Genomic DNA, 16,363 nt, shown 5'->3' with positions numbered 1-16,363 from the left:
CCGCGTAGGGTTGACCATTGCGTGTGTTACGTGCGCGCAATCCAATTCCTCTAACTCAAGGTTCCTACTACTTCATGACGACTCTCTCTGCTCTTCCGGACTACGACGCCCCGCAGGTCGCGATCAACGACATCGGGTCCGAAGAGGACTTCCTCGCTGCGATCGACTCCACGATCAAGTACTTCAACGACGGTGACCTGGTCGAAGGCACCATCGTCAAGGTCGACCGGGACGAGGTCCTGCTCGACATCGGCTACAAGACCGAGGGCGTCATCCCCTCGCGTGAGCTGTCGATCAAGCACGACGTCGACCCCAACGAGGTCGTCTCCGTCGGCGACCAGGTCGAGGCTCTGGTCCTCCAGAAGGAGGACAAGGAGGGTCGTCTGATCCTGTCCAAGAAGCGTGCGCAGTACGAGCGCGCCTGGGGCACGATCGAGAAGGTCAAGGACGAGGACGGCGTCGTCGAGGGCACCGTCATCGAGGTCGTCAAGGGCGGCCTCATCCTCGACATCGGCCTCCGTGGCTTCCTCCCCGCCTCGCTGGTGGAGATGCGCCGCGTCCGCGACCTGCAGCCGTACGTCGGCCAGACGCTCGAGGCGAAGATCATCGAGCTCGACAAGAACCGCAACAACGTGGTCCTGTCGCGCCGTGCCTGGCTCGAGCAGACCCAGTCCGAGGTGCGCCACGGCTTCCTGACCCAGCTCCAGAAGGGTCAGATCCGCAAGGGTGTCGTCTCCTCGATCGTCAACTTCGGTGCGTTCGTGGACCTCGGCGGCGTCGACGGCCTCGTGCACGTCTCCGAGCTCTCCTGGAAGCACATCGACCACCCGTCCGAGGTCGTCACCGTCGGTGACGAGGTCACCGTCGAGGTGCTCGACGTGGACATGGACCGCGAGCGTGTCTCCCTGTCGCTGAAGGCGACGCAGGAGGACCCGTGGCAGCACTTCGCGCGCACCCACCAGATCGGTCAGATCGTCCCGGGCAAGGTCACCAAGCTGGTGCCGTTCGGTTCGTTCGTCCGCGTCGAGGAGGGCATCGAGGGCCTGGTCCACATCTCCGAGCTGGCCGAGCGCCACGTCGAGATCCCGGAGCAGGTCGTCCAGGTCAACGACGACGTCATGGTCAAGATCATCGACATCGACCTCGAGCGTCGCCGGATCTCGCTGTCGCTGAAGCAGGCCAACGAGACCAGCGCCGCCGCGGACGTCGAGGAGTTCGACCCGACGCTCTACGGCATGCAGGCGACGTACGACGACCAGGGCAACTACATCTACCCCGAGGGCTTCGACCCGGAGACGGGTGAGTGGCTCGAGGGCTTCGACGAGCAGCGCGCCGCCTGGGAGGAGCAGTACGCCAAGGCTCACGCCCGCTGGGAGGCTCACGTCAAGCAGCAGGCCGAGGCCAAGCAGGCCGAGGCCGAGGCCGGCGAGTCCACGTCGTACTCCTCCGCGGCTCCGGTCGAGGAGACCAGCGGCTCCCTCGCCTCCGACGAGGCGCTGCAGGCGCTTCGCGAGAAGCTGACCGGCGGCAGCAACTGACCTTCGGTCCAGCCTGGACACAAGAAGGGCGCCCACCGTTCGCGGTGGGCGCCCTTCGCCATTTGTCTCAGCTTCCTCAGTGAGACGCAGCAGATCGCGGCACGGCCTCGAGCACGAAGAAGAGGAAGCAGAGGAACGAGGTGCGGTCCCCGAGGCCGGGCGGCAGCAGCTCGCGTGGCGTGTCCGGCGAGAACGGCGGCTCGCTGATGACCGAGATCGCGAATCCCGCCCGCGTGAACGCGTCGGTCATCGCGTGCAGCGGCCGGTGCCAGAAGGTCAGCGACGCGGTCTTGCCGTCGAACGTGTAGTCCTCCGTGTAAGGCATGATCGCGAAGTAGTCGTCCTGCGGGTAGACCACCGGGCGGATCACCGGATGGTTCACCGCGAGGATCAGCCGCCCGCCCGGCTTGAGCACGCGGTGCAGCTCGGCCAGGGGGCCGGACCAGTCCTCGAGGTAGTGCAGCACCAAGGAGGCGACCGCGTCGTCGAACTCACCCGTGTCGAACGGCAGCGGCGCGGCGAGGTCGGCCACCAGGAGCCGGGCGTCCGTCCCGAGTCTGCGTCGTGCCAGCGCCAGCATCGCTGCGCTCGAGTCCAAGCCGGTGACCTGAGCACCCCGGTCGAGCAGGGCGGCTGAGAGCGGCCCGGCGCCACAACCGGCGTCCAGGATGCTCCGGCCTGTCACGTCCCCGAGGAGGTCGAGGGTCGCGGGGCGCTCGTAGTGTGCGTTGAACAGGCCCGACTCGTTCTCGCGCGCGTAGCTCTCCGCGAAGGAGTCGTAGTGATCGGCCTTCATCGTGCCTCCCGTCGACAGAATGTGCCGTGGACCGTACAGGAGCGCCGATGGCGCATCGTGGATCCAACGGGGCATCGCCCTTGCGTATGTTATCGAACAAGTGTACTGTTACTTGCAGATCGTTAGTCGTTCACCCCCCGTCTGATCTGCCGACACCGTCCGTCGAGCCTGCGTGGAGGGTCCCGATGACCGCAGCGAACGTCGAGCCGCCTCGACGGCCCGCCTCGGCGCGGCGTCACGCGGTCCACCGGTTCCTGGGTCGCCTCCATGAGGCCTTCGACGAGCTCGGCACCGACACCTTGTGGGCGTTGACGTCGCAGGAGCTGGGGGAGTGCCTGGAAGAGGTGTTCGCGGGTCAGGCACGGCTCGCGGCGTTGGCGCTGGAGCTGGTGGCGCAGGCGGATCGCTCCGATCTGGCCGCCTTCGACGGTGAGGTGAGCCTGGTGGCGTGGCTGCGGGACCGGGTTCGGCTCGCGCCGGCCGAGGGGAAGCGTCAGGTCCGGCTGGCTCGAGGTCTCGAGGAGCATGGCTTGACCCGTGCGGCCCTGGCGGCCGGGGCGTTCCCCGTGGCCTCGGCAGCGGTGATCAACCAGGCCTTGGATGCCTTGCCGGCCGAGGTTGACGCGACCGTGATGGATCGCGCTGAGGCCTACCTCGCGGGGGAGGCCCACGCTCACGACGCCGCGGTGCTGCGCCGGCTGGCCGACCATCTCGGCGAGGTCATCGACCCCGAGGGCGCGGATGCCCGACTGGCCGAGCAGCTGGCCCGGGCTGAGGCCGAGGTCGCGCGGAGGTGCTTCTTCGCGCTGCGGCACGACGAGCAGGCAGCGATCAGCGAGGGCTCCTTCCGGCTCCCGCTGCTCCAGGGGGCGAAGCTCCAGCGCATCCTCGAGGCCCTCACGAACCCGCAGAGGCCGGATCCGATCCCGACGGTCGACCCCGAGTCCGGGGTCCGACACTCGGCCGAGGAGCGGCGCGGTCAGGCCTTGGTCGAGCTCATCGACCGCATCCCGGCGGGCAGGATGCCCACGTGCGGTGGCAGCGACCCGACGGTCGTCGTGACGATGTCGCTGGAGACCCTGGTGGGTGGGCTGCGGGCCGCACACCTGGACACCGGGGACGCGATCAGCCCCGGCCTGGCCCGGCGGCTGGCGGCTCAGGCCGGGGTGATCCCGGCCGTGCTCGGGACCTGCAGCGAGGTGCTCGACCTGGGTCGCAAGGCGCGTCTGTACAAGAAGAAGCAGCGTCTGGCCATGGTGGTCAAGCAAGGTGGCACGTGTGCCGTCGACTCTTGCCAGAGGTCGGCCGTCTGGGGCGAGGCCCACCATCTGGTTCCGTGGCACCTGGGCGGTCAGACCGACCTCGAGAACGGCGTCATGGTCTGCAGCCGTCACCACACTCTGGCGGATCACCCCGACTTCCAGGTCACCCGGCTCCGGCCTGGCCGCATCCGCATCCATCGGCGCTGCTGAGTCGGCGAGCTCGAGCACGGCTGCGAACGCGGCCCGCGACAACGAAGAGGCCGCCGCGAGCCTGTTGTCACATATGGCTCGCTGCGGCCTCGGGGGCTGTCGCGTCAGAGACGGACCAGGTTGTGGTCGGGGACCCGGCCGAGGTCGTCGAAGTCGACGTGCTGGTTGCGGGGGCCGGCGAACCGGTCGTGACGAGCGTAGTTGGCGAGCGCGACGAACGCGGCTACCAGGACGAGGGTGAGGATCACGGTGGTCATGGCAGTAATCATGCGCTCATCGATATCCTGCCGGGAGTGGCAGTTATGCCGTAGTACGTCGATTTCCTGCCAGATCTGTGGCACGCTTGCCGGGTGACCCTTCAGAACGTCGCCGCCTTCATCTGGGACGGTGTCGCGCCCTTCGAGTTCGGCGTCCTCTGTGAGGCGTTCGGGCTCGACAGGCGCGACGACGGAGTGCCTCTGCTCGACTTCGACGTCTGCGCGCCGGAGCCGGGCGCGGTGCGGTTCAGCCTCGGCTTCTCCATGAACGTCGAGCACGGGCTCGAGCGGCTCGAAGGGGCTGACCTCATCGCCATCCCGGCCATGCAGCGCGGCCGCCCGCTGCCGGACGGGGTCCGCGACGCGCTGCTGCGTGCGTACGACCGCGGCGCGCGCCTGCTGTCGGTCTGCTCGGGGGCCTTCGCCCTCGGTGAGGCCGGCCTGCTGGACGGCATCGAGTGCACGACCCACTGGAAGTACACCGACGAGCTCGCCGCGCGCTTCCCGGAGGCCAAGGTGGTCCCCGAGGTGCTGTACGTCGACTCGGGCCAGGTCGTCACCAGCGCCGGCACAGCCGCAGGCCTCGACGCGACCCTGCACATCTGGCGTCAGGAGTACGGCGCTCAGGTGGCCAGCGCGGTCGCGCGGCGGATGGTCGTGCCGCCGCAGCGCGACGGCGGGCAGGCGCAGTTCATCGCCCGGGCCGTGCCGGAGTGCGATGCGGACACCCTGGGCCCCCTGCTCGGCTGGATCGTCGAGAACCTCGACCAGCCGCTCGACGTCGACAGCCTCGCGCGCCGGTCGCTGATGTCGCCACGCACGTTCGCCCGGCGGTTCAGGGCCGAGACCGGCGCGACCCCGCACTCGTGGGTGACCAACCAGCGGGTGCTGCGGGCCGAGCAGCTCCTCGAGAGCAGCGACCGGTCGGTCGAGTGGATCGCCGACGAGGTGGGCTTCGGCAACGCCGCGACGTTGCGACACCACTTCACCCGCGTGCGTGGGCTCAGCCCGCAGGCGTATCGCCGCCGTTTCGCCTGCTGATTCTGGCCAAATCCTCACGCGCTCGCCGCGCGGCAGGGATCATGTGTCCGTGCTGAATGCGAACATCTCGGGATCTCGCCGCGTGGCGGGCTTAGCCGCCGCGCTCCTCGTCCTCGGCGGCGTGCTGACCGTCTTGCCTCAGGTCGACTCGGCGCAGGCCGTGGCGGCGCCGGCGCCCACGCGGAACATCGCGGTGAGCGGGCCCGGGGTCACGGGCATCGGTCCGGCCTTCGACCCGGCGGTGTCGCGCTACTCGGTCCACACCGCCGCCGGTCAAAACGGTCGGCTCACCGTCACGGCGACGACGAGCGACCCGCAGGGTGTTGTCCGTGTGGACGGTGTCGCCGTCCGAGGCGCGACGACGCTGACCGGCCTCGTCGAGGGGGACGAGGTCTCCGTCATCATCAGCGACTCCTCGGGCACCAGGGGCTACGCACTGGTCTACCTGCCGCCGGACTTCCCGGACCTGACCGCGACCGTCGACGCCGGAGGCGCGGCACCTGGGCAGGTCCTGCTGACGCTGACCGACTTCGCCGGCAGCCGCACCTTCGAGGTGGCCGTCGACCACAACGGCGTGCCGTCGTACTTCCATGTGTCGGATCGAGACGCGATGGACCTCAAGCCGGCGCCGAACGGTCACTTCACGGTCTTCCGCTCGACACAGGCGGACAGGAAGCGCTTCGAGCTGGACGAGCTCGACGGTCGGTTCCGTCCCGTCCGCACCATGACGGTGGCCGACCCGCTGACCAACACCGACGTCCACGACGCGATCCTGCGACAGGACGGCAGCCACGTCCTGATCGGCTACGAGCCCAACCCGGTCACACATCGGACGGACGCCACGATCCAGGAGATCGACACGCACGGGGACGTGGTCTACACCTGGAGCAGCGCCGACCACTTCCTGCCGGACGAGTCCACGGCCAACCCGGGCAACCCGGACTACGCCCACCTCAACTCGATCCAGGAGCTGCCGGACGGCGACCTTCTCGCGTCCTTCCGTCACACCAGCTCCGTCATGCGAATCGCCTGGCACGACCACGACGGCTTCCATCGCGGGGACATCGTCTGGCGCCTCGGCGGCCGGCACAGCGACTTCACCTTCCCCGACGACCCGGACGGCGGCCCGTGCGCCCAGCACACGGCGAGCATGCTCGCCGACGGAAACATCCTGGTCTTCGACAACGGCTCCGGTTGGCCGGACTCGAACGCGCTCTGCGTCAACCCCGCCGATCGCACCGGCCCGACGATGTCGCGGCCGCACACACGGATCGCCGAGTACGCCCTGTCCTTCGACGCGGGCGGCGCGCCGGCCACGGCCACGCTGGCCTGGACCTACGACGGCCCCGCGCAGGGGTTCACCCTCTTCACCGGCTCTGCCCGGCGCCTGCCCGGAGGGAACACCCTGATCGGCTGGGGAGCGCTGAGGCACACCATCGCGAGCGAGGTCACCCCTGACAAGCAGGTGGTCTGGGAGCTCACGACCTCCACCCAGATGGTCAGCTATCGGGCCGTCAAGGCAGACGTCCCCGACCTGACGCCGCCCGTCGTCAACGTCGGTCTGGCAGACGGCGTCACCGTCGACGCGGGCACCCGGATCCCGGCCGCGCGTTGCACCGACAAGGGCGGGTCCAACCTGGTGCGGTGTACGACGACCTCGGACGCCTCCCTCGTCTCCGCGACGACCGGCAGGCACACGCTCCGGGTCGAGGCCGTCGACGGGGCCGGCAACACCACCGTCGTCACCCGGACCTTCGTGGTGAGGTCCGGGCATCCGGTCCTCCAGGTGCGGAGGGGCGGCACGTGGAGGCACGCCGGCGTCGTGGTGCTCCCTGCGCGCGGAGCCCGTCGGACCGTTCCGCTCCGTGTCACCAACGACCGCGCCGCGGCCGATCTCGTCAGGCTGCACGCCTCGGGGCCGGGCAGCGCCTACCGCGTCCGCTTCCTGCAGGGCGGGCGCGACGTGACGCGGTCCGTCCTGGCCGGCACGTGGGCCACGCGACTGGGCAGCGGAGGCTCCACGGAGGTCACGATGGTGGTCAGGCGCGTGCGCACCCATGCGCCGGGTCGGCGAGTGGTGGTGCTGCAGGCGTCCTCGGCCGCGCAGCCCGGCCGCGCCGATGCGGTGACGGTGACGCTGCGCCGACGCTGACCCCGAGGTCCTCAGGCCGCGGCGGTCTGCTCCAGGCCGCCGCGTACGAGGTCGGCGTACCGACCCCCGCGCAGCAGCAGCTCCTCGTGCGTGCCGAGCTCGACGACGCGGCCCGCGTCCAGGACCGCGATCTGGTCGGCGTTGCGCACGGTCGAGAGCCGGTGGGCGATCGTGATGGTCGTACGGCCACGGGCGAGCGTGTCGAGGGCCGCCTGCACCTCCCGCTCGGTCGTGTTGTCGAGCGCGCTCGTGGCCTCGTCCAGGACCAGCACGCGGGGGTCGCGCAGCAGTGTGCGCGCGATCGCCAGCCGCTGCTGCTCACCTCCGGAGAAGCGGTGCCCGCGCGAGCCGACCATCGTGTCGTAGCCGTCGGGGAGCGTCTCGATCAGATCGTGGATCCGCGCGGCCCGGGCCGCCGTCTCGATCTCGGCGTCCGTCGCCTCCGGACGCGCGTGGCGCAGGTTGTCGCGGACGCTGGCGTGCAGCAGGTAGGTCTCCTGGGTGACGACACCGACGGCGTCGGCGAGGTCTGTGAGCGCGAGGTCACGCAGGTCGACGCCGTCGAGGGTGACACGACCGGCGTCCGGGTCGTGCAGACGGGCCACCAGTCCGGCCAGAGTGGACTTCCCGGAGCCCGTCGCACCGACGAGCGCGAGGCTCGACCCGGCGGGCACGGCGAGGTCGATGTCGTGGAGCGCGGGGGAGTCCGGGTCGTAGCCGAACCGCACTCCGTCGAAGCGGACCTCGCCGCGCACCGTGTCGAGCCGGACGGGCGCGGCCGGGTCGCCGATGTCCACGGGGAGGTCGAGGTATTCGAAGATCCGGCTGAACAACGCGAGACTGGAGGTGACGTCGACCCCGACGTTGAGCAGCCCCATCAGCGGCCGGAACAGCGAGCCCTGCAGCGAGACGAACGCGACCAGGGTGCCGATCGTCATCCCGTCCCGCGTGACCGGCAGTCCGGCGGCGAGGTAGAGCACCGCCGGCACCGCGGCGAAGACGACCTGCATGGTCGCCATCCGCCAGCGGCCCGCGAGCTGGCTGCGGATCTCGAGATCGACCAGGTCGTGGGACGTCTGCTCGAAGCGACGCGCGAGCGTCGGAGCGGCACCCAGGGTCTTGGTCAGCAGGATGCCGCTCACCGACAGGCCCTCCTCGACCTGGACGTGCAGGTCGGCCAGCTTCTGCTGGCGGGCCGTCGTGACGGCGTACCGCATGCGAGCCACCTGGCGGGTCGTGATGACCGCCGGCGGGAGGACGACCAGTGAGATGAGGGCCAGGCGCCAGTCGAGGGCGACCATGGCGATGACCGTGCCGATCACGACCGTGACGTTGGCGGCGATCGCTGTCGCCGTGCTGGTCACGACGCTCTGCATCGCCCCGATGTCGTTGACCGTGCGCGACTGCACCTCGCCGCCGCGGGTGCGGGTGAAGAAGTCGACCGACTGCCGCTGCAGGTGCGTGAACAGGTCGCTGCGCAGTCGGTGCATCACCTGCTGCCCGATGCGGGTCGAGATGAGGGTCTGGAAGATGCCGAGCGCCGCGCTCGCCACGGCGACGCCCACCATGGCGGCGACGGACCACGCGAGGAGGCCGACGTCCTGCTGGGGGAGGGCGACGTCGATGACGTGCCGCACGAGGAACGGCTGCGCCAGCCCGATCGCCGAGCTGGCCACGATCAGGGCGATCACGACGGCCAGGGCGGTCCGGTGGTCGGAGAAGAGCCGGCCGATGCGGCGCAGCGAGACCGGTCGGTCCTCGAGCTGGCGCCTGTCCGACCGGCGGGAGTCGGGATTGCGGCGGCCCGAGCGATCGCCCGAGTGGTCGCCCCGGCCGCGCTCGTGACCGGAGCCGCGATGGAAGCTGTTGGTGAGGTCGTCCATGCGACCACCTCGCTCTCATGTCTCTGGGTTCCCCAATTGCTGAGGTAACCTCACAATGAGGCTAACGCATCAGGCGCTAGCATTCATTCCCGTGAGGGGATCTGGCGCCGACGAGACCACCGGCGACCTGTTGATGGCCGTGGCGCGCACGCTGCGGCGCCGCTTCGCCACGGCGCTGGAGTCGTACGACGTCACGCCGGCCCAGTCCCGGGCGCTCCACGTGATCACCGAGCACGGTGCCACGCGGCCGTCCGAGATCGCCGACCGGCTGCGGATCGCGCCCCGGTCGGCGACGGAGGTGATCGACGCGCTCGAGGACCGCGGCCTGGTCACCCGTGGACCGGACCCGACCGACCGCCGCGCGACCAGGGTGGCCGCCACCGACGAGGGGCTTCGCCTCTCGCGTCTGCTCGGTGAGGCACGCCGCGCTGAGTCCGAGCGGCACCTCGCCCGCCTCACCGCGGACGACCGCGCCGAGCTGGAGCGCATCCTGCGCCGACTGCTGGAAGACGGGGGCTCGTGAGAATGGGTCCCATGAGAGTAGGGCTGACCGGCGGCATCGCGTCGGGGAAGAGCACGGTGTCGAGGATCCTGACCGAGCTCGGGGCGGTCGTCGTCGACGCCGACCAGCTCGCGCGCGAGGTCGTCGCCGGCGGCACCCCCGGGCTCGCCGCAGTGGTCGAGGCCTTCGGGCCCGATGTGCTCACGCCGGCCGGGGAGCTCGATCGCCCGGCCCTGGGTGCGATCGTCTTCGCCGACCCGGACAAGCGCCGGACCCTCGAGGCGATCGTGCACCCGCTCGTGCGGGCCCGGGGCGCCGCGCTCGAGGCTGCCGCGGGACCCGATGCCATCGTCGTCCACGACATCCCCCTGCTCGCCGAGACGGGACAGGCGGGCACGTTCGACGCGGTGATCGTCGTCGACGCGCCCGAGGAGACCCAGGTCGCCCGGATGGTCCGTGACCGGGGCTGGACCGAGAGTGATGCGCGCGCCCGGATCGGGGCCCAGGCGACCCGCGAGCAGCGCCTCGCGGTGGCGACCCACGTCATCGAGAACACCGGAACGCTCGAAGACCTCCGCCGGAGGGTGGCGGAGGTCTTCGAAGAGCTGGTCTCGGGCGGCTAGGGCATCAGGCCGCGAGGTCGGGGTCGCCGAGGCGGCGGAGCTTCTGCAGCGCCTCGCGCTCGAGCTGGCGGACCCGCTCGGCGGAGATGCCGTGCTTGACGCCGATGTCCGCGAGCTTGTGCTGGCGGCCGTCGAGCAGCCCGTAGCGGGACCGGATGATGTCGGCCGCCCGGTCGTCGAGCTGGCCGACCAGGGCGTTGAGCCGCTCGCGCGACTCCTCGTCGAGCACCGTGAGATCCGGGCCGGGAGCGGTCTCCTGGGCCATCAGGTCGCCCAGCGAGGTGTCGCCGTCCTCGTCCACGGGGGAGTCGAGGCTGACGTGCTCGCGGCCCCACGCCATCAGGTCGAGCACGCGCTCGACCTCCATGCCGAGCTCGTGGGCGATCTCGGCGGGCTCCGGGTCGCGGCCGAGCTGGCGCTCGAGCGTGCGGCGCGCGCCGCCGATCTGGTTCAGCTCCTCGACGACGTGGACGGGGAGCCGCACCACGCGGGCCTGCTGGGCGATGCCACGGGTGATCGCCTGCCGCACCCACCACGTCGCGTACGTCGAGAACTTGTAGCCCTTGGTGTAGTCGAACTTCTCGACCGCGCGGATCAGGCCGGTGTTGCCCTCCTGGATCAGGTCGAGCATCGGCATCTGGGCCCGGCCGTACTTCCGGGCGATGGACACGACCAGTCGGAGGTTGGCGGTGATGAAGGTGTCGACCGCCTTCTGGCCCTCCTCGGCCATCCACTCGAGCTCCGCCTTCGTCGCCCCGCTGGGCCCCTTGCGGCCGTGACGGCCGTTCGCGAGCAGGTGCTCAGCCATCAGCCCGGCCTCGATCGCCTTCGAGAGCTCGACCTCCTTGGCGGCGTCGAGCAGCTCGTTGCGTGCGATCTCGTCCAGGTATAGCCCGACGCTGTCGCGACCTTCGATGTCGCGGATGGCGGTGCGTGTTGCCATGGGGACCCTCCTTCACATGCAGGGTTCGCCTGCAGGATCTCAACGCTTCAGGTGACCCCGGGATTCCCGGGGTATGCATGCGCTCTCGAAGGAAAGGACGTTCGAGTGGAGTGCGGAGTTGCGCCCAGGCGCAACTCTCAGGGTCTTCTCAGGGGTTTCCGCGCGGTCAGCGCCCGGCGAGGCCCAACCGGTCGAGGATCCAGGCCAGGGAGAAGGCCCGGTCGTGCCACGCCTGGTAGCGCCCCGAGACACCTCCGTGCCCGGCCGACATCTCTGTCTTGAGGAGCACGTCGGCGCCGGCGACGGCGCGCAGTCGGGCGACCCACTTCGCAGGCTCGACGTAGAGCACCCGGGTGTCGTTGAGCGAGGTCTCGGCGAGGATCGGTGGGTAGGACTGGGCGGCCACGTTGTCATACGGCGCGTACGACGCCAGGTAGTCGTAGACCTCGGCGTCGGCCTCCGGGTTGCCCCACTCGTCGTACTCGACGACCGTCAGGGGGAGGGACGCGTCGAGCATCGTCGTGAGGTTGTCGACGAACGGGACCGAGGCGTCGATGCCGGCGAAGAGCGTCTGCTCGCCCCCGTCCTCGGCCCGAGGCGCCAGGTTCGCGACGGCCCCCATGAGCAGGCCGCCGGCGCTGCCGCCCTCGGCCACGATGAGTCCGGGCGCGGCCCAGCCGGCCTCGACCAGGTGCCGCGCGCAGGCGATGAAGTCGGTGAAGGTGTTCCGCTTGCGCAGCAGCTTGCCGTCGTCGTACCACCGCCGGCCCATCTCCCCGCCGCCACGCACGTGCGCGATGGCGAACGCGCCGCCGCGCTCGAGGACGGACAGGCGCGCGATCGAGAAGCCCGGGTCGATCGAGTGCTCGTAGGAGCCATAGCCGTAGAGGTGGACCGGGACGGGGCCGGCGGCGCGTGCGTCCTTGCGCACGACGATCGAGATCGGCACCTGCTCGCCGTCGTCGGCGCTCGCCCAGAGCCGATGCTCCTCGTAGAGCTCGGGGTCGTAGCCACCGAGAACGGGCTGCTGCTTGCGCAGCGTGAGGGACCGGGTGGCGACGTCGTAGTCGTAGATCGAGCTGGGCGTGCGCATGGTGGTGTAGCCGAGCCGGATCGTCGGCTGCTCGAAGGCCGGGTTGCCACCGGACCCGATGGTGTAGAGCTCGTCGTCGAACTTCACGAGGTAGTCGTCGGCGACGCCGGGTCCCTCCGACCCGGGCGCCGCGAGCTCGAGCACGCGCAGCTGGGTGAGCCCGCCGCTGCGCTGGTGGACGACGAGGTGGGTGGCGAACGCGTCCACCGACTCCAGGCGCACGGCCGGGTCGTGGGCGATCAGCGGTGCCCACTCCGACCGCGCCGTCGGGGCGATCGGGGCGACGGCGAGCTCGAAGTCCGGGCCGTTCGCGTTGTGCAGGACGAGGAAGACGTCCCTCCCGCCGACCACGGCGTGCTCCAGGGAGTACTCGACCCCCTCCTCGCGCGGCGCGAAGACCTGCCAGCCGGCCTCACGGTCGTCGAGGTCGAGGTAGCGGTACTCCGTGGTGACCTTGGCGCCCGACTCGATCATGAGGAACCGGTCGCTGCGTGTCCGGCCGAGCCCGGTCCAGAACCGCTCGTCGGTCTCGTGGAAGACCAGCTCGTCGTCCGCCTGGGCCGTGCCGAGCGCGTGGCGCCACACCTTGTCGGGTCGCCAGGACTCGTCGACGGTCGAGTAGTAGAAGCTCTCGCCGTCGCGGTCCCAGGTCGCTCCACCCATGACGCCGGTGATCTCGTCGGGCAGCAGCTCGCCCGTGGTGAGGTCCTTGACCCGGACGGTGTAGCGCTCGTCGCCGACCACGTCGGTCGCGTAGGCGAGCTTGGTGGTGTCGGGGGAGACCGCCGAGCCGCCCAAGGAGAAGAAGTCGTGCCCCGTGGCCAGTGCGTCGAGGTCGAGGAGCACCTCCTCGCCCGGCAGCGCGGGCTGGTCGGGGTCGACGTCGGCCGGAGTCGGCGGCGTCCAGTCGTCGGGGTCGGTGACGGGGACGCGGCACGAGGCGCCGTACTCGCGCCCCGCGAAGGAACGTCCGTAGTACCAGTAACCGCGGTTGCGGGTCGGGACCGACAGGTCGGTCTCGAGCGTGCGGGTCCTGATCTCCTCGAAGATCGTCGTGCGGAGGTCGTCGAGGTGGGCGGTCCGCTCCTGGGTCCAGGCGTTCTCGGCCTCCAGGTAGGCGATCACCTCGGGATCGGACTTGTCGCGGAGCCACTCGTACTCGTCGGTCCGGCTGCGGCCGTGGTGGCTCGTGGTGATCGGGCGCGGCGCGGCGAGGGGAGGCTGCTCGGGCATGTCGTGACCCTATCCTCGGTGCCATGCCCCCCGTCGTGGACCTCAATGCCGACCTCGGCGAGGAGGTCACCGACGACGAGGCGCTGCTCGGGCTGGTGACGTCGGCCAACGTGGCCTGCGGCTACCACGCCGGGTCTCCGGCGATCATGCGCGCGGTGTGCGCGCTCGCCGCCGAGCTCGGCGTCTCCGTCGGCGCGCAGGTCTCCTACGCGGACCGGGAGAACTTCGGCCGCGTCCCCCTCGACGTGCCGGCCGCGGTCCTCCGCGAGCAGGTGGCGGACCAGGTCGGCATCCTGTCGGCGATCGCGGACTCGGAGGGCGTCCCGGTGCGCTACCTGAAGCCGCACGGCGCGCTCTACCACCGCGTGCGTGACGACGCCGAGCAGGCGGCTGCGGTGCTGGAGGGTTCGGGCAGGCTGCCGGTGCTCGGCATGAGCGGCAGGCTGCTCACCCTCGCCGGCGAGGCGGGGCGCGAGGTCATCCTCGAGGGCTTCCCGGATCGGGCGTACGACGGTGACCGGTTGCGACCGCGCGACCGGCCCGGCGCCGTGCTGACCGAGGACGACGCGATCGTCACCCAGGCGCTCGCGTTGGCAGGGTCCGTCCGGTCGCTCTGCCTCCACGGCGACACCCCGGGGGCTGTCGCGCACGCCCGCGCGGTGAGGGCGGCGCTCGAGGCCGCCGGCTGGAGTCTGGTGGGGTTGTGAGGACCCGCCCGGTCGGAGAGCGAGCTGTGCTCGCCGAGGTCGACTCGCCGGAGGAGTCGGCGGCGCTCGCCGACTGGCTCGCTGATGCCGGCCTCGAGGCTGACGACGTCGTGCCCGCGGCTCGGACCGTGCTGCTCGACGGCGTGGACCCGGGTCGCGCGATGGCGCTCCTGGAGACGTGGCCCGGCGGCAGCGCGGTCCGGGCGCGGCGTACGGTCGACATCCCCGTGTCGTACGACGGCCCTGACCTCCCACTGGTGGCGCGCCGCTGGGAGGTGTCGGTGGACGAGGTGGTCCGGCGGCACACGTCGCTGACCTTCACGAGCGCCTTCTGCGGATTCGCTCCGGGTTTCGCCTATCTCGCCGGCCTGCCGGAGGCGTGGTGGCTGCCCAGGCTGGCCGACCCCCGCCCCAGGGTGCCGGCCGGGTCGGTCGCGATCGCCGGCGAGTGGTGCGGGGTCTACCCGACGGCCTCGCCCGGCGGCTGGCTCCTCCTGGGCACGACCGATGTCGCGCTGTGGGACGCGGCCTCGGCCGAGCCCGCGCTGCTGGCGCCGGGGACGCAGGTGCGCTTTGTCAGCGCTTGAGGTGATCGGTGCCGGCGCTCTGACGACGGTGCAGGACCTCGGCCGGCCGGGCTGGGCGCACCTCGGCGTCCCTCGGGCCGGCGCGCTGGACGCACCGGCGGCGGCGCTCGCCAACCGCCTGGTCGGCAACCCGCCGGAGTCGGCACTGCTCGAGACGGTCCTGGGTGGCCTGACGGTGCGCAACGCGGGCCCGGGCCGGTGGGCGGCGCTGACGGGAGGCGGCGCCGGGCCGGCCTTCTGGTGGGCGGCCGGCGCGGAGCTGCGGGTGCCGGAGCCGACGTACGGCGTCCGCACGTACCTGGCCGTCGCCGGCGGGATCGCCGTGGCGCCGGTGCTCGGCTCGCGAAGCACCGACACGTTGGCCTGGGTCGGACCACCGCGCGTCGTCGACGGCACGACGCTCCCGCTCGGTGAGCCGGCGGCCGAGCCACGGGCGCTGGATGTCCCTGCGGTACGGCGGCCGGGCGGTCTGCGCGTGCTCCCGGGACCGCGGGCCGACTGGTTCGCGTCGCTGGATCCCCTCGTCACGGGCGTCTGGACGGTCCGGCCCGACTCCGACCGGATCGGGCTGCGGTTGGACGGTCCGCCCCTCGAGCGCGTGCGAGAGGGAGAGCTGCCGAGCGAGGGGATGGTGCTCGGCGCCGTCCAGGTCCCGCCTAACGGCCAGCCGATCGTCTTCCTCGCCGACCACCCGACGACGGGGGGCTATCCGGTCATCGCCGTCGTCCGCCCCGACGACCTCTGGCAGTGCGCGCAGGCGCGGCCGGGGGAGCGGGTCAGGTTCCTGCGGGCGTCCAGGGGCTGAGCGCCGGGTCGTCGGCGGCGTACGACTTCACCGGGCCCGGCGACGTCGCCGCCGTCTCGAAGCGGACGGTCACCACGCCACGACCCGATCCCCACACCCAGCCGCGGCCGAGCTCCTCGTGCACGACGTCCATGCCCGGTGCCCACTCCGGGCGACGGCGCAGCGGCGCCGTGGGCTCGGGCAGCTCGGCGATCGCCTCGTGGTCCTCGGTCTCGCCGAAGAGGTCCTCCTGGATCCAGTCGGCCAGTCCCGAGACGCCGACTCCGAGCAGCCGCACGCCCCCCGAGGTCGACCCGCTGGCGACCAGCTCGGTCAGCAGGGTGCGTGCCAGCCGCCCGATCGTCGCCGCGGCGTCGGTCGGAGCGGGCAGCGTCGCCGACCTGCTCAGCGTCGTGAAGTCGTAGAGACGCACCTTCAGGGTCACGGTGCGGCCGGAGAGCCCGTGCTTGCGCAGACGCTCGGCCACGTCGCGTGCCTGCCGGGCCACCAGGCCCTCCATGACGACCGCGTCGGTCAGGTCGGTGTCGTAGGTGCTCTCCACGCTCACCGACTTCGCCTCCTGCTCCGCCACGACCGCTCGGTCGTCCTGCGCGCGGGCGAGCTGGAAGAGGCCACTGCCGTGCGCCTTGCCGACGAGCCGGACCAGCTCCTCGAGGCTGACCGACTCGAGGTCTGCCACCGTGTGGATGCCGGCACGGCGCAGGCGCTCGTCCGTCGCGGGACCGACACCC

General features: G+C 71.2%; 15 protein-coding genes. 9 read left to right on the top strand and 6 right to left on the bottom strand.

The window, feature by feature from the left end; translation table 11 throughout:
* Window positions 1-74: 74 nt before the first annotated feature.
* Window positions 75-1,538, top strand: coding sequence for a 30S ribosomal protein S1 (gene rpsA / locus ABD205_RS10430; RefSeq protein WP_344044742.1), 1,464 nt, complete (start codon window positions 75-77; stop codon window positions 1,536-1,538).
* A gap of 76 nt (window positions 1,539-1,614) precedes the next feature.
* Here rpsA and ABD205_RS10425 read toward each other — a convergent pair whose 3' ends face one another.
* Window positions 1,615-2,334, bottom strand: a complete 720-nt coding sequence (locus ABD205_RS10425; RefSeq protein ID WP_344044741.1) for a class I SAM-dependent methyltransferase — start codon at window positions 2,332-2,334, stop codon at window positions 1,615-1,617.
* A 185-nt stretch (window positions 2,335-2,519) separates the two neighbouring features.
* On the opposite strand from ABD205_RS10425, the gene ABD205_RS10420 reads away from it, so the two are divergent.
* The gene (locus ABD205_RS10420) at window positions 2,520-3,806 is read left to right on the top strand and encodes an HNH endonuclease signature motif containing protein (RefSeq protein WP_344044740.1); all 1,287 of its coding nucleotides are present in this window, start codon (window positions 2,520-2,522) and stop codon (window positions 3,804-3,806) included.
* A 104-nt stretch (window positions 3,807-3,910) separates the two neighbouring features.
* Here the strand turns inward: ABD205_RS10420 and ABD205_RS10415 are convergent, their stop codons facing one another.
* Window positions 3,911-4,063 carry a hypothetical protein gene (locus tag ABD205_RS10415; protein WP_344044739.1) on the bottom strand — a complete coding sequence of 51 codons (153 nt, stop codon included), beginning with the start codon at window positions 4,061-4,063 and terminating at the stop codon, window positions 3,911-3,913.
* A gap of 93 nt (window positions 4,064-4,156) precedes the next feature.
* Here ABD205_RS10415 and ABD205_RS10410 point away from each other — a divergent pair, with 93 nt between their 5' ends.
* Together ABD205_RS10410 and ABD205_RS10405 are read left to right on the top strand one after the other, a co-directional pair.
* Window positions 4,157-5,104 carry a helix-turn-helix domain-containing protein gene (locus ABD205_RS10410; protein WP_344044738.1) on the top strand — a complete coding sequence of 316 codons (948 nt, stop codon included), beginning with the start codon at window positions 4,157-4,159 and terminating at the stop codon, window positions 5,102-5,104.
* 82 nt (window positions 5,105-5,186) lie between these two features.
* Window positions 5,187-7,256, top strand: coding sequence for an aryl-sulfate sulfotransferase (locus ABD205_RS10405; RefSeq protein WP_344044737.1), 2,070 nt, complete (start codon window positions 5,187-5,189; stop codon window positions 7,254-7,256).
* 11 nt (window positions 7,257-7,267) lie between these two features.
* Here ABD205_RS10405 and ABD205_RS10400 read toward each other — a convergent pair whose 3' ends face one another.
* Entirely contained in the window at window positions 7,268-9,139 is a 1,872-nt protein-coding gene (locus ABD205_RS10400) for an ABC transporter ATP-binding protein (protein WP_344044736.1), read from the bottom strand.
* Between the two features lie 91 nt (window positions 9,140-9,230).
* Here ABD205_RS10400 and ABD205_RS10395 point away from each other — a divergent pair, with 91 nt between their 5' ends.
* Both ABD205_RS10395 and coaE read left to right on the top strand, forming a co-directional pair.
* Window positions 9,231-9,662, top strand: coding sequence for a MarR family winged helix-turn-helix transcriptional regulator (locus ABD205_RS10395; RefSeq protein WP_344044735.1), 432 nt, complete (start codon window positions 9,231-9,233; stop codon window positions 9,660-9,662).
* 11 nt (window positions 9,663-9,673) lie between these two features.
* Window positions 9,674-10,264: a dephospho-CoA kinase gene (gene coaE, locus ABD205_RS10390; RefSeq protein ID WP_344044734.1), complete on the top strand. Its 591-nt coding sequence runs from the start codon at window positions 9,674-9,676 to the stop codon at window positions 10,262-10,264.
* A gap of 4 nt (window positions 10,265-10,268) precedes the next feature.
* On the opposite strand, the gene ABD205_RS10385 is transcribed toward coaE, so the two are convergent.
* Window positions 10,269-11,207: a sigma-70 family RNA polymerase sigma factor gene (locus ABD205_RS10385; protein ID WP_344044732.1), complete on the bottom strand. Its 939-nt coding sequence runs from the start codon at window positions 11,205-11,207 to the stop codon at window positions 10,269-10,271.
* 166 nt (window positions 11,208-11,373) lie between these two features.
* On the bottom strand, window positions 11,374-13,533 hold the full coding sequence (locus tag ABD205_RS10380; protein WP_344044731.1) for a S9 family peptidase: 2,160 nt from the start codon (window positions 13,531-13,533) through the stop codon (window positions 11,374-11,376).
* Window positions 13,534-13,556: 23 nt separating this feature from the next.
* Between ABD205_RS10380 and ABD205_RS10375 the strand changes: the two genes are divergently transcribed.
* From ABD205_RS10375 to ABD205_RS10365, 3 genes are read left to right on the top strand one after another with little or no spacing between them, the layout of a single operon-like run.
* Complete coding sequence (locus tag ABD205_RS10375) at window positions 13,557-14,240, top strand: 5-oxoprolinase subunit PxpA (RefSeq protein WP_344044729.1); 684 nt, start codon at window positions 13,557-13,559, stop codon at window positions 14,238-14,240.
* Window positions 14,237-14,827: a 5-oxoprolinase subunit B family protein gene (locus tag ABD205_RS10370; protein ID WP_344044727.1), complete on the top strand. Its 591-nt coding sequence runs from the start codon at window positions 14,237-14,239 to the stop codon at window positions 14,825-14,827. The genes ABD205_RS10375 and ABD205_RS10370 overlap by 4 nt, the downstream gene beginning before the upstream one ends.
* The gene (locus ABD205_RS10365; protein ID WP_344044726.1) at window positions 14,814-15,632 is read left to right on the top strand and encodes a 5-oxoprolinase subunit C family protein; all 819 of its coding nucleotides are present in this window, start codon (window positions 14,814-14,816) and stop codon (window positions 15,630-15,632) included. The genes ABD205_RS10370 and ABD205_RS10365 overlap by 14 nt, the downstream gene beginning before the upstream one ends.
* Here the strand turns inward: ABD205_RS10365 and ABD205_RS10360 are convergent.
* On the bottom strand, window positions 15,604-16,363 hold a 760-nt coding region (locus tag ABD205_RS10360; protein WP_425572805.1), incomplete at its 5' end, for a DinB/UmuC family translesion DNA polymerase. The genes ABD205_RS10365 and ABD205_RS10360 overlap by 29 nt on opposite strands.

Origin of the sequence: Nocardioides panacihumi (genome assembly GCF_039530925.1) — a bacterium.
GTDB lineage: Bacteria > Actinomycetota > Actinomycetes > Propionibacteriales > Nocardioidaceae > Nocardioides > Nocardioides panacihumi.
This window is presented reverse-complemented; position numbering and strand designations above follow the sequence as displayed.

What these genes read in the sequence shown, in the direction of transcription:
- ABD205_RS10400 (WP_344044736.1), bottom strand. Translation starts at nt 9,139, where the DNA reads ATGGACGACCTCACCAACAGCTTCCATCGCGGCTCCGGTCACGAGCGC.
- ABD205_RS10420 (WP_344044740.1), top strand. Translation starts at nt 2,520, where the DNA reads ATGACCGCAGCGAACGTCGAGCCGCCTCGACGGCCCGCCTCGGCGCGG.
- ABD205_RS10385 (WP_344044732.1), bottom strand. Translation starts at nt 11,207, where the DNA reads ATGGCAACACGCACCGCCATCCGCGACATCGAAGGTCGCGACAGCGTC.
- ABD205_RS10380 (WP_344044731.1), bottom strand. Translation starts at nt 13,533, where the DNA reads ATGCCCGAGCAGCCTCCCCTCGCCGCGCCGCGCCCGATCACCACGAGC.
- ABD205_RS10425 (WP_344044741.1), bottom strand. Translation starts at nt 2,334, where the DNA reads ATGAAGGCCGATCACTACGACTCCTTCGCGGAGAGCTACGCGCGCGAG.
- ABD205_RS10375 (WP_344044729.1), top strand. Translation starts at nt 13,557, where the DNA reads ATGCCCCCCGTCGTGGACCTCAATGCCGACCTCGGCGAGGAGGTCACC.
- ABD205_RS10415 (WP_344044739.1), bottom strand. Translation starts at nt 4,063, where the DNA reads ATGACCACCGTGATCCTCACCCTCGTCCTGGTAGCCGCGTTCGTCGCG.
- rpsA (WP_344044742.1), top strand. Translation starts at nt 75, where the DNA reads ATGACGACTCTCTCTGCTCTTCCGGACTACGACGCCCCGCAGGTCGCG.
- coaE (WP_344044734.1), top strand. Translation starts at nt 9,674, where the DNA reads ATGAGAGTAGGGCTGACCGGCGGCATCGCGTCGGGGAAGAGCACGGTG.